Genomic DNA, 13,310 nt, shown 5'->3' on the forward strand with positions numbered 1-13,310 from the left:
AAAAGAGCAGGAAGCGGGCCACCTGTGCGAGCCGACGTAACCCCTTGATTTGTATGGATGTGACTTTACCGCTCGCGCGCACATTATTTCAGAAATGAAATTTTCAATTTCAATGTGGAAACGCTCGGCGCATAATGTCGAGACCGCTGTTTTTTCTGGCCGCACCGCACCATGAGCCCCACTGCACCCGAGCTGACCGACCGCCCCCGCATCTGGGCCTGCGGTATCAGCCGCCTGAGCGATCTCTTTCTCGACATTGCCGCCGAGTACAACGACCGCGCCGAGCTGCGCGTCATCACGCGCGGCTTTGAAGACATCGTGCGCGAGATCGAGGCCGCCGGCACAGAGCGGCCCGACGTGGTGGTGGCGGGCGGGTCCAACGGCGCGTATCTGAAGCCGCGTCTGTCGCTGCCCGTGGTCGTCATCAACCCGACGGGTTTTGACGTGATGCACGCGCTGGCCCGCGCCCGGCGTGATGCGGAATCGGTGGCGCTCGTCACCCACGGCGACACGCCCGAAGAGGTGCGCCGCTTTGTCGCCGCCTATGGCATGGATGTGGTGTTTGCCTCGTACACCTCGCGCCAGGGCGCGGAGAGCTGCGTACTGGACCTGCGCGACCGTGGCGTGGGCGTGGTGGTCGGCCCCGGTTTGGTGACGGATCTGGCAACGCAGGCGGGCATGAATGCCGTGTTCCTGTATTCGCGTGACTCCGTGCGTGCGGCATTCGATACCGCGCTGGAAGTCGTACAGGCCACGCGCCGCGAAACGCTGCGCCGCCAGCGGCTGGACAACCTGCTGCAGCATCTGCGTGACGGTGTGGTCGCGCTGGATGCGCAGGGCCGCGTGGAGGCCATCAACCAGCGGCTGGCCACTGCACTGGGCATCGAGGCAAAACAGGCAATCGGGCAACCGCTGCTCAGCATCGCGCCCAGCCTGCTGGGCTTGCTGCCCGATGCCGACGGCGACACGCTGGGCACCGTGCGGGGCGTGAACTACGTCATCCACCGTGGCCCGCTGACGAGCACCGGCGCCGGCGCGACAGAAGGCACGGTCTTCACCTTCCAGGAATCCCGCGCGGTGGAGCGGCTGGACCGCACGCTGCGCTCACGCCAGCGCCCGCAGCAGTTCAGCGCGCGCTACCGGCTCGAAGACCTGGTGGGCGAATCGCTGCCGATGGAGCGCGTGCGCACGCTGGTGCGTCGCTATGCCAAATCCGATGCCACCGTGCTCGTGCTGGGCGAATCCGGCACGGGCAAGGAGATGGTCGCGCAGGGCATGCATCAGCTCAGCGCGCGGCGCGATTTTCCATTTGTCGCCATCAACTGCGGCGCATTTCCCGAGGCGCTGCTGGAGAGCGAGCTGTTCGGCTACGAAGAGGGCGCTTTCACTGGCGCACGCAAGGGCGGCAAGACCGGGCTGATTGAAGCCGCGCACCGCGGCACGCTGTTTCTTGATGAAATCGGCGAGATGCCGCTGCCGCTGCAAAGCCGCCTGCTGCGCGTGCTGCAGGAGCGCGAGGTGGTGCGGCTGGGCTCCACCGAGCCCACGCGCGTCGATATCCGCGTGATGGCCGCCACGCACCGCGCGCTGACGGACGCGGTGGAAGCCGGCACCTTCCGCGCGGACCTTTACTACCGACTCAACATCCTCAGCATTGCGCTGCCCCCGCTGCGCGAACGGCCCGACGACGTGATGCCCCTGGCCGCTGAACTGCTCGTGCAAGCCGCGCGCCGCGAACCGCGCCTGCTGCTGCGCATTGCCGATACCGAGGAGGCTGCCCGCGTGCTGGCCGGCGTTGCCGAGCCGCTGCGGCGCTACGCCTGGGCCGGCAACGTGCGCGAATTGCAGAGCGTGGTCGAACGGATTGCCGTGGAGCTGGCTTACACCGAAGACGCCAGCGCCGTCACGCAAGATGTGCTGCGGCTGATTGCACCGGAAGTGTTTGCCCGCGCCACGCCCGGCAAAGCGGCGGTATTGACGCTGCGCGAGCGCAGCCGTGGAGTGGAAGCCGAAGAGATACGCGCAGCACTGGCAGCCCACGACGGCGATCGCGACGCCGTATGTGCGGCATTGGGCATCAGCAAGACGACGTTGTGGCGGCGGTTGCAGGCGGGGTAGATCAAAAATGACCCGCGTAGGTGGTTGCGGTCGACTGGCGCGCTGACTATCGTGCAATCCTCCATCGAGCCTCCCTGCGTGCTGGCAGGCGCGCTACCAAGAAGGTCAACACCATGGCACAGCAAAGCCGCCCCCACATCATCCTCGCCAGCCTGACGCTTGCTGGCGGGTCGCGCTATCCGTCGGCTCTGGGCCATCTTGTCCGGACGGCCGCTGTTGCGGCGTACCTGGCAAACGTTTTGGAGCTGGACGACGCCGAGCAAAGACGCATCTATCTTGTGGCGCCCGTGCACGACATCGGCAAGCTGGGCATTCCGGATGACGTCCTGCTCAAGCCCGCCTCCCTGACCGACGTGGAGCAAGAGGTCATGCAACGGCACTCGGACATCGGTGCCGACCTGCTTGCCGGAACGCCCGATCCGATCCTGCAATTGGCAGCGAGCGTTGCCCGCCATCATCACGAGCATTTTGACGGCAGCGGCTATCCCGGTGGCCTGGCGGGGGAAGATGTCCCGCTTGCTGCGCGCATCGTCGCCATTGCTGATGCCTTTGACGCCATGCTGGAGCCGCGCGTCTACCGCCAGGGGATGGCCGAAGCCCACGCGCTGGATGTGCTGGCCGAGCAGAGCGGCGGGTATTTCGACCCGACCCTGGTCGAGTGTTTCCTGAAGAAGGTGTCCGAGGTTCGACGCGTCCGTGCTGCTGCAGAAGGCCTGGTGCAGCAGTACGGCGACGTGTCGGGTGTCATCCGGTTCTACGGAGCGCGAGGCGAATCCCCTTCATTCCTGAGGTATATCCAGACGCTTGGATAATCGGCGCCCGGTGCAGCGCGTCATTGCTGGCGGCGCACGCCCGCTCGGCGAAACGCCATGCGCGGCGATCCTGCCAATTGGGGTCACGCTCTTCGCGTAGATGCTTGCCGCGACACCCAATTTGGCGAGCCTTAGCCGTGCAGCGCAAAGCCCACACAACCCTTTGGACGGCTTTTCGGTCGGGCCGGAACCGTGGAGAATCGCGCTCCAATCCTGCTTGCCAACCTGTAGTTCGGAATGACAGAAAACAATCCCTCGGAGACCGCCCGGCACGCCCTCAAGCTGCTGGCCTCACGCAGGTTGGCGCCCACGCCAGACAACTTTGCCTCGATTTATTACGAAATCGCCGGCAGCAAGCCAAACGCAAACGGAGACGCCCAGGACGCCGATCGGATGGCACTGGTACGGGAGTTGTGCGAACAACTCGCGCGCACGGTGGAATGCTGCCTTCCGGTGCTCGGTGAAGACGATGCCAGCATCGGCCCCGCCGCGTGGGCGCTGATCCGGGCCTGCCGCTCCGAATTCGAAAGCCTTGCCAACCTGAACACCAAGCTCTCGACGTTCAACCACAGGCTGTCGCTCGCGGCCGAAGACCAGGGCGAGATTCGCCGGGCGCTGCTGGGCCTGCTGCAACTGGTGTTCGAGAACATCGGCGAGCTGTCATTGGACGACCACTGGCTGCGCGGCCAGATCGAAGCCCTGATGAAAGCCAGCGAGGCCCCCGTGAGCCTGCGCCGGCTGGATGACCTGCGGCGTCGCCTCATGGAGGTGATCCAGAAGCAAAGTTCGCTGAAGTCGAAGTCGATTGAAGCCCAGGAAGAGATGAAGCGGCTGCTGGCTGCCTTCATGGAGCGCCTGTCCGTTGCCGCCGAAACCTCGGGCGAGCATCACCGCCAGATGGAAGCCTGCGCCAAGAAGATCGAATCGGCCAACAGCATCGCAGAGATCGCGCCGGCCATTCAGGACGCGCTGTCGGCCACCCGCTGGATGTCGGTGGAGTCGGCCCGCAATCGCGACGTGCTGTCGGCGATGAAGGTCAAAGCCGAAGAGGCTGCTGCCGAAGTGGCGCAACTGCGCAAGGCACTCGACATGGCATCGGCTTCAGCCCGCCACGACCTGCTGACCGGTGCGCTCAATCGCAAGGGTCTGGAAGAGGCGCTGGAGCGCGAGGTTGCCCGGGCCGCGCGCCAGAACACCACGCTCTCCATTGCGTTTCTGGACATCGACGACTTCAAGTCGATCAACGACACGCACGGCCACGGCTTTGGCGACGATGCGCTGTCGCACCTGGCCCAGGTGGCCCGCGAATCGATGCGCCCGCAAGACACGCTCGCCCGCTTTGGCGGCGAGGAATTCGTGATCCTGATGCCGGACACGCCGTTGGAGGAGGGCGTGCAGACCATCGTCCGCCTGCAGCGGGCGCTCACACAGCGCTTCTTTGCGGCGGGCGACACGCGGCTGTTCATCACCTTCTCTGCCGGCGTGGCGGAAGTCGGCAAGGACGAACCGCCCATGGCGGCCATCCATCGCGCCGACCGCGGCATGTATCAGGCCAAGCGCGCCGGCAAGAACAAGGTGGTCAGCGCCTGAGGCACGCCGAGCCCCTGCTGTGATTACTCCAGCAGCGACAACGCATCTGCCAGCGACAGCACCGTCGTGCGCGATTCAAACGCCGTCGCAAAAAGATGGTCGTGCACGATCGGGTCCGGGTCGTAGCAGCAGTCCTTCACGGTGAACAGGCGGTAGTCCGCATCGCTCGCGTGGGCAATGGACGACAGCATCACGCCCGTCGACGCAACGCCCACCATGATCAAGGTATCAATGCCCTTGGCGGATAACCGCACCTGCAGATCGGTGCCGTAGAACACGCTGGCGCGGTGCGCGATGACGATCGACTCATCAGGCTGCCGGCCGAGTTCCGGCGAGATGCGGTCTTCAACGAACAGCCCCAGTTTCTTGACGCCTTGTCCGTTCTTGTTCAACGGGCTGACTTCCGGATAGCCGGGGCTGAAGTGGAACTTCGCGAAATAGACGCTGACGCCCTTGGCTCGCGCGGCGTCGCACAGCTTGCGGGTGTTGGAGAGCAGCGTGGGGGCGACGGCCGGAAACAACGCCATGATGTCGGTCTGATAGTGCATGACCAACAACGCCGTTTGCTCGGGAACAAGCGCGAATGTCGACATAGGGCTACACGAACCGGGAGGCGATGGCGGACGACTCTATCACGCGGCATCGCCGCCTGCCGCGTGCGATCACGGTCGCAAGATGAGGCCGCAAGACGAAGCCGCACAAAGAGGCCAACTCACGTCGGGTCCTATAATCTCCGCTTCCCGGACCCGACACCCCAGCCCCATGTTTTCTCCTCTCCACATCGCAGATCAATCAGTGCGTCGGGCCAGGAGACTCTGGGCAAACTACGGCATCTTCTGGCTCGGTGCCGTTCTCGTGGGTCTGGTATCCGTCGCCTACGCCAAGCTCATCGATTTAGGCTTCGAGCTTTTTCGAGGCATGGTGTCGCACGCGTTCTGGCTGCCGATCGTCATTACACCGGTTGGTGCGGCACTGGCCATCTGGCTGACACGCCAGTTCTTTCGAGGTGCCGAGGGCAGTGGCATTCCGCAGGTGATTGCGACGCTGGAGGACGGGCGGCTATCCAGTGCGCTGCTCTCCCTGCGCATCATGTTCGGCAAGATCGTGGTCTCGTTCCTGGGCATCCTCTGTGGCTTTACGATTGGCCGCGAGGGGCCCACGGTGCAGATCGGGGCATCGCTCATGTACGCCATGCGGCGGGGCTATCGTCGAAGCAGCAAGCACATCGACCGGCAACTCGCCCTGGCGGGCGCAGCGGCCGGGCTTGCGGCTGCGTTCAACACGCCGCTGGCGGGCGTCGTGTTTGCCATTGAAGAACTGACGCGCAGTTTCGTGGCCCGCAACAGCGGCACGCTCATCACCGCCATCATTTTTTCCGGCGTGGTCGCCCTGGGCCTGCAAGGCAATTACCTGTACTTCGGGCGCATCCAGGCCATTGGGCAGTTTCATCTGGCGCTGGTGCCTGTGGTGATTGCCGCGAGCGCCATCTCGGGCGTGGCAGGCGGTGCGTTCTGCTGGCTGCTGCTCAACATACCCCGCTGGATGCCCGCGCGGCTGGTTGACATCAAACAAGGGCAGCCGGTGTGGTTTGCCTTCATGTGCGGTATCGCCATCGCACTGATTGGCTTGGTGTCAGGCGGCACCACGTTCGGCAGCGGTTACGCAGAAGCGCGGGGCCTGCTGGAAACCCATCAGGCCCTCTCGCCGTTCTATGCGGTGCTCAAGTTCTGCGCGCTGATCGCGTCGTACTTGTCGGGCATTCCGGGTGGCATTTTTGCGCCGTCGCTGGCAATTGGCGCGGGGCTGGGCAACGTCATGTCGCTGGTGACATCGGCGATACCGCTGCCCAGCCTTGCCGCGCTCTGCATGGTCGGCTATCTGGCGGCGGTCACGCAGTCGCCCATCACATCGTTTGTGATCGTGATGGAGATGATCGACGGCCACGAGATGGTCTTGCCGCTCATGGCCGTGGCGTTGTTGTCCAGCCAGGTATCCAAGGCGCTCACGCCGTCGTTCTATCACACGCTTGCGCATCGGTTTCGTGCGTCGGTGCCGCGCCCAGTCGCGCAGTGAGCGCGCTCGTCTAACGGCATAAACGCACTGGCTTTGCATCGGCACGCTGACCGGCGCGCCGATCCCCTCACTGGCCAGCTAGGCTCAACCGCGCCGCGCCGCCTCGATCTTGGCAATGTCGATCTTGCCCATCGTCATCATCGCGTCGAAGGCGCGCTTGGCCGCTGCGCGGTCAGGGTCGGTAAATGCCGCAGTGAGCGCGCGCGGCGTGATCTGCCACGACAGCCCCCACTTGTCTTTGCACCAACCGCACGCGCTTTCCTGCCCACCGTTGCTGACGATGGCGTTCCACAGCCGATCGGTTTCGGCCTGGTCGTCTGTCGCAATCTGGAACGAGAACGCATCGCTGTGCTTGACGTGCGGGCCGCCGTTCAGCCCCAGGCACGGAATGCCCGCCACGGTGAACTCCACCGTCAGCACATCGCCTTCCTGGCCGGCGGGGTAGTTGCCGGGCGCGCGGTGCACAGCGGTGACTTTGCTGTCTGGGAAGGTCTTGGCGTAGAAGTTGGCCGCATCCAGCGCGTCGCGGTCGTACCACAAACAGATCGTGTTCTTGCTGACCATGCGTGTCTCCTGAAGAGCGGGCATCGGCATGTGCGGTCGAGGCATTCCACAGAGTGCGCGTGCCCGTCATGTGACGTGGATGCCGTTGCCGTGGCTTGCACTCTCGCACATTCCTACGGCAGAGGCGGGTACTGTTTCTCGTAGGTTTGACGCATGCGTCATGCCGGCTCGGGCAGCTTTGCGATCACCTTGATCTCGAACTGGAACCCTACGCAATAAACGTATAGTTCGTAGCCATGAAACGAAACCCGTTTGCTGAACTGAAAGAGGGAATGGACGCGCTTGCCGCAGAACGTGAAGGCAAGGTGACCCCCCGCGAGGCCAAGGCACGAGCGCCTGAGCCGGTGGACGTGAGTGCCGATCCAGAAAGCCCGCAGAAGCCAGAAGCGCTCTAATACAGCGCCCCAAAAAAGAAAGCCGCCTCAAAGGCGGCTTTCTTTTTATGTAGCGGCAATTGACGCGTGCATCGCGCTCAGCTCGCGCCGCCCGTTGTCGAACCAGCCGGTTCAGACGCGGGCGCGGTGTTCGGCGTCGGCGCCGGCGTCGTGGCTGCAGGGGCCGATGCCGGTGCAGCTTCAGCCGGCGCCTTCGAAGCCGGCGCAACCACAGGCGCCGCTGCAGGCGCGGAAGCGGGCGCAGCAGCCGGAGCCGAAGCCGGCGCCGCCACCGGCACAGGCGGCGCGGCCGGCGTGGGCACCACCGGCGTGGTCATCTTCATCGGCTCGCCCTGCGGCGTGGGAGCGGGCTCGGGCAGCGGGGCCACGTGTTCCTTCTCCGCCGCCTTGGCGATCTTGCGGTCATGGCGGGCGGGGTCGATCTTCAGGAAGTGGTCGACCAGGTTGAAGTAGCGCTCGTAGAACACCCCGGCTGGAATCGTCTCGCTTGCCACCTTCACCATCGAGTCGTCACCCGAGCCGATGGGCAGCGACACCGAGCCCAGGATGCTCAAGCCCACGCTTGCCGACGTGCTCGTCTTCTTGAGCGTGTAGCGGTCTTGCACCGCGTTCACATAGGCCGTGCTCGACGTGCCCTCGGTATTGGCCTCTGCACACACCACGTGGAACGAGATCACCACGTGCGAATCGTTGCTCGGCTGGAAGTTCTTGCTGCCGTCGATCGTGTCGGGGCGCGGTGAGCTCGACACATACCCCTGGCTCAGCAGCGCCCGGCGTGCCGCCTCGCACGTCGCGTCAGACTTGGCGTGGAAGGTGCGCGCATAGGGGCTTGCCGCCGCATCAAACTGCTCCTGCTGATAGAGCGGCGTGGGCGCAGAGCTGCACGCGGCCAGAGCGGCGGCGATGCTGGCAGCAGCGCACAAAACGGACAACGGACGGAAGCGGTAGGGCATGGCGTTGGGCAAAAGGGCTCGGCCGGGTGATGGTGCGGCGGCGGCACCACTGCGTGTGCGGCGCAAGTTTTGTGCGCGGCGGGCGGTGGCGGCGTAGGCGGGTGGCCGGGCGACATTATAAGTTTGTCGGGTGACGGGACACACCCCAGCCATGTGCTCGGTCATTCGCTGTTGCAAACTGGCCAAGGCACCGGGACGGGCGTGGGAACAACCCCTCCCGGTTCCGGTGCAGTGACAGTCGGCGGCGGTCTTGCTGGCTAGCGTTGTATTGACACGTCGCTGACGGTGTAATCCCACGTGCCGTAGTCCTTGGATTCGGCGTGAATGGCAACGAGATAGCGAAGCTCTTCGATGTAGTAGTCGACGTTCCGATCGCCTTTGTCGTTCAGACAATCCATTGGCCATGCCCGCCCACTGAATGCCGAGTGGATTCGGCTTGCCTCAATGGGTTGGCCGATTGTGCAACGGTGCCCGACCCGGCTCGGAATTTCCTGAGTGGGGATTGTGCGCATGTCTGCGTGGTATGACAGCCGCGCCCCCGGAGCCCATTTCGGCGCATCCACTTCCAGCGACTCTGTGACGGTGACATCTCGGCTGTTTGCGAAAGCGGAGCGCATTTTTGACTTCAGCTGAACGATACCCATCATTTCCCGATCGACGGTGAAATCTGAGCTGTAGATCTCGCGTACTCGTGTTGTGCCGTCTTTCTTTGGTTCAACCTCATAGACGCTGCTCTCCTGAGGTTGTCCGTTGCGCTTGGCCGCAACAGTGATTCTTGCAAGCGACACAGTTTGCGGCTTAGGCATAACCGACGCCAGCTTCTCCGCTGTCGCTAGGACGGCGGGCGGAGTCGTGACATCGCCCATATCAAGATCCCGCTGTAGGGGCGCCTTCATACGGAGCGTTTCTCCACCGATCCCCGCGTAGGTGGCCTGATCGATCGGTTTGCCGCATGCCACCTCGCTGATGGCAATGGCGTAGTCATCAGTGGAGTCGAAAGGTGTTGCCAGGTCGCTCTGCTCGACGATTCCGTCAGTGATGGCTCCTTCTGGAGTGAAGTCGTAGCCAACTGTGATGCCATACGTTTTTGCGGCGCAATTCACCCGAACAAATTCACGCTTCGAATCGTATGGAGCGTTGTACGGTGGGTCAAAGGTGATCTTTGGATAGTCGTACCTTGTCCAGAACGATGCCGTGGTGCCCGTCTTAGAGAAGCTGCTGGCGTCCATTTGAATCAGCGTCCCTTTGTCTACGCGACGAAGGTTCACCAAGCGTTCTGGTTTAACGGGCAGTTGGCACGCCCAGTTCAATATGGATTCTGCACCAGGCATGTTTTGCGTCGGCACGAACCCTGTAGCGGTGTAGCGGCCGGATGCACGACCGGGTATCCCATACGCCCGAGGAAGGGGCTTGCCATCCAGCGTTCCGTCCGTCCATGCAAAACGGAGAGCGTGGCCGTCGCAGTCGAACTCGATTGGAGTCTGATATTTCATCGCGCCTTGGACCAAGGCGGATGTCCCTCTATGCATGAGATAAACGTGCGTCCCGATCCGGTGCACGGAGTCTATGAGGTACTCGAGACTGGGTTTGACAGGTACCGGCGCCCATCCTGTAGAAGGGGCTGCGACGCAGGGCAGATAACAGCTCAGAGCAAAAATTCCGGCGACGGTGTGTTTGAACATTCGGTGAGTGCGTGAATTGAATAGCGGCAGTGTCGTAGAGAGCCACAACTGGTGCTGGAGAATACAGCGTCCTGTAGAGGTTCTTTTCTTCTCGTATTTCTCGTACGGCGCTGCGTACGTCTCATACGACGTGAAGATTTCGATGAAGGAAAAGCTGATCCAGTTGGCGGTTCCCAGCTATTGCGCAGAGGGAGCGACCGGCGTTTGATCGCCATCTGTTGAACTCGCATGGCCCGCTGCAACCAACGCCCGCCGCCGCAGCAAGAACACAATCGCCCCAACCGGAATGCTGAAGGTCAAGATCAGCGGCGCATACGGACCAGCCGCAAAGGCGCCGACGCCTGGGATGGCGAGGTTAAAGAGTTGGAAGCTGAGGTCGCCGGTCGTCCAGTTGAAGAAGAACCTCGTAATGCCGAGCGCAACGAACAGCAGCCAAAGCCACTTACGCTTGGCAATCGGTGTGCGGAAGCAGAGCACCAGTACGTAGAGCTGGAACAACGCGATGCCAATCACCAGCCCGAGCACGAAATAGTGCAGGAACCCCTTACCTGCAAACTTGAAGGCATTGGTCTCACGCAGTGACTGCTTTTCGGGATAGGCATGCATGCCGATAATCCGGAGCTGCGCATCCTTCCTTTGCAGCATGACGTTCGTGAGCACCCACGCGTTGGGGTACTCGTATTCGTAGGTCAGGTTGTAGGTCGTGACGCCGTTGCGCATGTTGGTCTGTGTGCCCACGAGGCTGATGCTCTTGGGCTGGGCCGATGGAAACGCATTGGCCATCTTTTCTAGTGTGTCTCGCGTGTCTGGCGTTTGAAGGCTGGGATCGAGTTGACTATCGAGCGAGCCGAAGTCTTTGGCGATCAGCTCAGAAAGCGCGCGCTGAGCGATGGCGGATTCCTCTTTTGGGGCGAACTTTTCGAGCATGGTTTGCTGGTTGCAGCCAGCAAGCAGGGCGAGAGCACTGAATACGAGTAGGAGTTTTTGGTAGAGGCGCATATCGAGTTTCTTTAGTCTTTTGCCCTGCCAGTGCGCAACGCAACTGCCCAATCTGGCCTGCCGCGCTGCTCCGCAATTGCCGCTGCATCATCCCACGCGTATTCAACCGCACGGAACTCCGCACTCCATTCACCTGCCTGTTCAGTGACGATGGCATAGCGCGCATGCGGGCTGCCGGTTTCAATCGTGTGGGCGAATGGATAGGCATCGCTGTAAGCCTGCAGGCCGACGCTGCCCGGGTTGACGATAAAGCGGCCGTCCACCAGCTTCATCGCGCGTGGCATATGGGTGTGGCCGCACAGCACGAGCTTCGCGTCGGCATCTTCGGCACGGGAGAGCACTTCATCGTGCGTGGCCGCGCGGCATCCTTTCTCAGAAAGCGATTCCAGAAAATAGGTCTGGTCGTGCTTTGCAGACCCGTGGACGAGCAGCACATCGTCTTCGATGTACCGAAGCACGGGCAGGCTGGCAAACCACGCGAGCTGATCCGGCCGCAACTGCTCAAACGCATACTGATCCGACGCACCCATGCGTGACGGGTCGCCCGCAAGCACCTGCCTTTCATGATTGCCGCGAATGGTCGGCAGGTTCAGTGCCATCAACCGGTCAACCGTTTCGCGCGGTTGCAGCGGGCCAGACGCAATATCGCCCAGGTTCACGATCAGATCGACGCCCTGGGCCTGAATGTCTTCCAGCACTGCGTCTAGCGCGGCCAGATTGCCGTGAATATCGGAGAGGGCGGCGATTCTCATGGAGCGGGAGAGCCATGACGATATGGGAAATAGGTGCCGAATCGTACCGGAGAGTCTTTTCGTGAGTAAGTGCAAAAAGGACCGGTACCCGCAGCCACGCAGCGCCGCGCGCCCGCCACCGCACCCCAGATATTCCCAATCCTTAATTCAGACTTTCGCCAAACATAAATCAGCCCCCCACTTTCGATCTTTATCAACCGCCACCCAAAAAAACCTCCAAAAACCCCACCAACGGGGGCAGCGCAATCCCGATGCATCGCCTATGCTGTTTCCCAATTAAAAACCGGCGCCCTGATTTGAATCGGATTATCGGAGAAAGCGCCTAGTCCTAAATATCTAAAAGCATTAGGCCGGGGGCGGTAAATGGGGCGGAGGAGAAAACAAGCATCCACCAGCGACCTGCTGTTGGCGCTGCCGTGGTGGATGCTGGCGATTGGCTCGGCAGCCAGCTACCTGATTTTTCACAACATCCTCCCAGCCGCGTTTGCGGCCAACCCCATCTTGAGCGGCCTCGGAATGCTGGCGCGCGGGCTGGCCTGGATGCCCGCGCTGCTGCTCGCCTTCTTTGCCGTGCTGTCGTACCTGCGGGAGCGCAGCCAGCAGGCCGATGCCCGGCTCGGCCCCCCGCGCACTGAACCGACTGGGCGCACCCGCCCGCCGAAGGCACCGCCCCAGCCCGCCCGCAACGCCGCGGGCAGCAATACGCCCAACCCCGCACGCAACACCTCCACGCCCCCGCAAGCCCCCACACCGGCAGAACCCGCCACGCCCCAGCGCTGGACGCTGGAGGCCATCCAGTTGCTTGAGTGGAAGCGGTTTGAGCTGCTGTGCGTGCAGTACTACGAACAGATGGGGTTTGCGGTGAAGACGGTGCCGCACGGCGCAGACGGCGGCATTGACGCCACGCTGTACAAGGCCGGCCAAGACGCGCCCGCGGCGGTGGTCCAGTGCAAGGCGTGGTCCAAGCCCGTGAAGGTGGAGCAGGTGCGGGCGCTGGGCGGCTCCATGCTGGCGCACAAGGTCAAGCGGGGCGTGTTTTGGTCTTTGTCGGGTTATGTCGGCAACCCGGTGCAGGAGTTTTCAGAGCTTGCCGGTATCCAGCTATTGGACGGCCCGGCGGTGCTTGAGCGCATTCGCGCGCTAGCCGAAGACAAACAGGCCGCGCTGCTGGCGAACGTGTTTGAGGGGGATTACCGCACGCCTTCGTGCCCGGCTTGTGGGGTGAAGCTTGTGGCGCGGAATGGGAAGAGTGGGGCGTTTTGGGGGTGCTCGAATTTCCCGAAGTGTTGGTATCGGCTACAGATCGGACGGGCTTGCTGATTCCTACGGCTTGTGATCCGTAGAGTGGCGATTCAGACTCAAAGGCGTAGCG

At 62.7% G+C, this 13,310-nt stretch carries 12 protein-coding genes; 6 read left to right on the forward strand and 6 right to left on the reverse strand.

The annotated features are described in order from the left end of the window. Positions 1 to 171: 171 nt before the first annotated feature. From prpR to BG83_RS0119045, 3 genes are all read left to right on the forward strand, one after another. Positions 172 to 2,118, forward strand: coding sequence for a propionate catabolism operon regulatory protein PrpR (prpR, locus tag BG83_RS0119035; RefSeq protein WP_024978189.1), 1,947 nt, complete (start codon positions 172 to 174; stop codon positions 2,116 to 2,118). 113 nt (positions 2,119 to 2,231) lie between these two features. Beyond that, positions 2,232 to 2,930 (forward strand): HD-GYP domain-containing protein, encoded by a 699-nt coding sequence (locus BG83_RS0119040; RefSeq protein WP_024978190.1) that lies wholly within the window; start codon positions 2,232 to 2,234, stop codon positions 2,928 to 2,930. A gap of 237 nt (positions 2,931 to 3,167) precedes the next feature. Continuing rightward, on the forward strand, positions 3,168 to 4,520 hold the full coding sequence (locus tag BG83_RS0119045; protein WP_024978191.1) for a GGDEF domain-containing protein: 1,353 nt from the start codon (positions 3,168 to 3,170) through the stop codon (positions 4,518 to 4,520). 23 nt (positions 4,521 to 4,543) lie between these two features. On the opposite strand, the gene BG83_RS0119050 is transcribed toward BG83_RS0119045, so the two are convergent. Beyond that, positions 4,544 to 5,113, reverse strand: a complete 570-nt coding sequence (locus BG83_RS0119050) for an isochorismatase family cysteine hydrolase (protein WP_024978192.1) — start codon at positions 5,111 to 5,113, stop codon at positions 4,544 to 4,546. 169 nt (positions 5,114 to 5,282) lie between these two features. On the opposite strand from BG83_RS0119050, the gene BG83_RS0119055 reads away from it, so the two are divergent. Next, complete coding sequence (locus BG83_RS0119055; RefSeq protein ID WP_024978193.1) at positions 5,283 to 6,593, forward strand: chloride channel protein; 1,311 nt, start codon at positions 5,283 to 5,285, stop codon at positions 6,591 to 6,593. A gap of 84 nt (positions 6,594 to 6,677) precedes the next feature. On the opposite strand, the gene BG83_RS0119060 is transcribed toward BG83_RS0119055, so the two are convergent. Then, entirely contained in the window at positions 6,678 to 7,157 is a 480-nt protein-coding gene (locus BG83_RS0119060; protein WP_024978194.1) for a VOC family protein, read from the reverse strand. A gap of 236 nt (positions 7,158 to 7,393) precedes the next feature. Here BG83_RS0119060 and BG83_RS29720 point away from each other — a divergent pair, with 236 nt between their 5' ends. After that, positions 7,394 to 7,552, forward strand: a complete 159-nt coding sequence (locus BG83_RS29720) for a hypothetical protein (RefSeq protein ID WP_200869056.1) — start codon at positions 7,394 to 7,396, stop codon at positions 7,550 to 7,552. A 77-nt stretch (positions 7,553 to 7,629) separates the two neighbouring features. Here the strand turns inward: BG83_RS29720 and BG83_RS0119070 are convergent, their stop codons facing one another. The 4 genes from BG83_RS0119070 to BG83_RS0119085 form a co-directional block, all read right to left on the reverse strand. Further along, entirely contained in the window at positions 7,630 to 8,505 is an 876-nt protein-coding gene (locus tag BG83_RS0119070) for a DUF2242 domain-containing protein (protein ID WP_024978195.1), read from the reverse strand. Positions 8,506 to 8,762: 257 nt separating this feature from the next. Then, entirely contained in the window at positions 8,763 to 9,998 is a 1,236-nt protein-coding gene (locus BG83_RS0119075; protein ID WP_152543729.1) for a hypothetical protein, read from the reverse strand. Between the two features lie 366 nt (positions 9,999 to 10,364). Beyond that, the gene (locus BG83_RS29890) at positions 10,365 to 11,186 is read right to left on the reverse strand and encodes a hypothetical protein (RefSeq protein WP_024978197.1); all 822 of its coding nucleotides are present in this window, start codon (positions 11,184 to 11,186) and stop codon (positions 10,365 to 10,367) included. Between the two features lie 11 nt (positions 11,187 to 11,197). Next, positions 11,198 to 11,938 (reverse strand): metallophosphoesterase family protein, encoded by a 741-nt coding sequence (locus tag BG83_RS0119085; protein ID WP_024978198.1) that lies wholly within the window; start codon positions 11,936 to 11,938, stop codon positions 11,198 to 11,200. A 363-nt stretch (positions 11,939 to 12,301) separates the two neighbouring features. On the opposite strand from BG83_RS0119085, the gene BG83_RS0119090 reads away from it, so the two are divergent. Further along, complete coding sequence (locus BG83_RS0119090) at positions 12,302 to 13,258, forward strand: restriction endonuclease (protein WP_024978199.1); 957 nt, start codon at positions 12,302 to 12,304, stop codon at positions 13,256 to 13,258. The last annotated feature ends 52 nt before the right edge of the window (positions 13,259 to 13,310 follow it).

Origin of the sequence: Ralstonia pickettii, from assembly GCF_000607165.1 — a bacterium.
GTDB lineage: Bacteria > Pseudomonadota > Gammaproteobacteria > Burkholderiales > Burkholderiaceae > Ralstonia > Ralstonia holmesii.

Bases quoted from the DNA above. Each gene is read 5' to 3' on its own strand.
- BG83_RS0119055 (WP_024978193.1), top strand. From the start codon at position 5,283: ATGTTTTCTCCTCTCCACATCGCAGATCAATCAGTGCGTCGGGCCAGG.
- BG83_RS0119075 (WP_152543729.1), bottom strand. From the start codon at position 9,998: ATGAAATATCAGACTCCAATCGAGTTCGACTGCGACGGCCACGCTCTC.
- prpR (WP_024978189.1), top strand. From the start codon at position 172: ATGAGCCCCACTGCACCCGAGCTGACCGACCGCCCCCGCATCTGGGCC.
- BG83_RS0119085 (WP_024978198.1), bottom strand. From the start codon at position 11,938: ATGAGAATCGCCGCCCTCTCCGATATTCACGGCAATCTGGCCGCGCTA.
- BG83_RS0119045 (WP_024978191.1), top strand. From the start codon at position 3,168: ATGACAGAAAACAATCCCTCGGAGACCGCCCGGCACGCCCTCAAGCTG.
- BG83_RS0119090 (WP_024978199.1), top strand. From the start codon at position 12,302: ATGGGGCGGAGGAGAAAACAAGCATCCACCAGCGACCTGCTGTTGGCG.
- BG83_RS0119070 (WP_024978195.1), bottom strand. From the start codon at position 8,505: ATGCCCTACCGCTTCCGTCCGTTGTCCGTTTTGTGCGCTGCTGCCAGC.
- BG83_RS29890 (WP_024978197.1), bottom strand. From the start codon at position 11,186: ATGCGCCTCTACCAAAAACTCCTACTCGTATTCAGTGCTCTCGCCCTG.
- BG83_RS29720 (WP_200869056.1), top strand. From the start codon at position 7,394: ATGAAACGAAACCCGTTTGCTGAACTGAAAGAGGGAATGGACGCGCTT.
- BG83_RS0119050 (WP_024978192.1), bottom strand. From the start codon at position 5,113: ATGTCGACATTCGCGCTTGTTCCCGAGCAAACGGCGTTGTTGGTCATG.
- BG83_RS0119060 (WP_024978194.1), bottom strand. From the start codon at position 7,157: ATGGTCAGCAAGAACACGATCTGTTTGTGGTACGACCGCGACGCGCTG.
- BG83_RS0119040 (WP_024978190.1), top strand. From the start codon at position 2,232: ATGGCACAGCAAAGCCGCCCCCACATCATCCTCGCCAGCCTGACGCTT.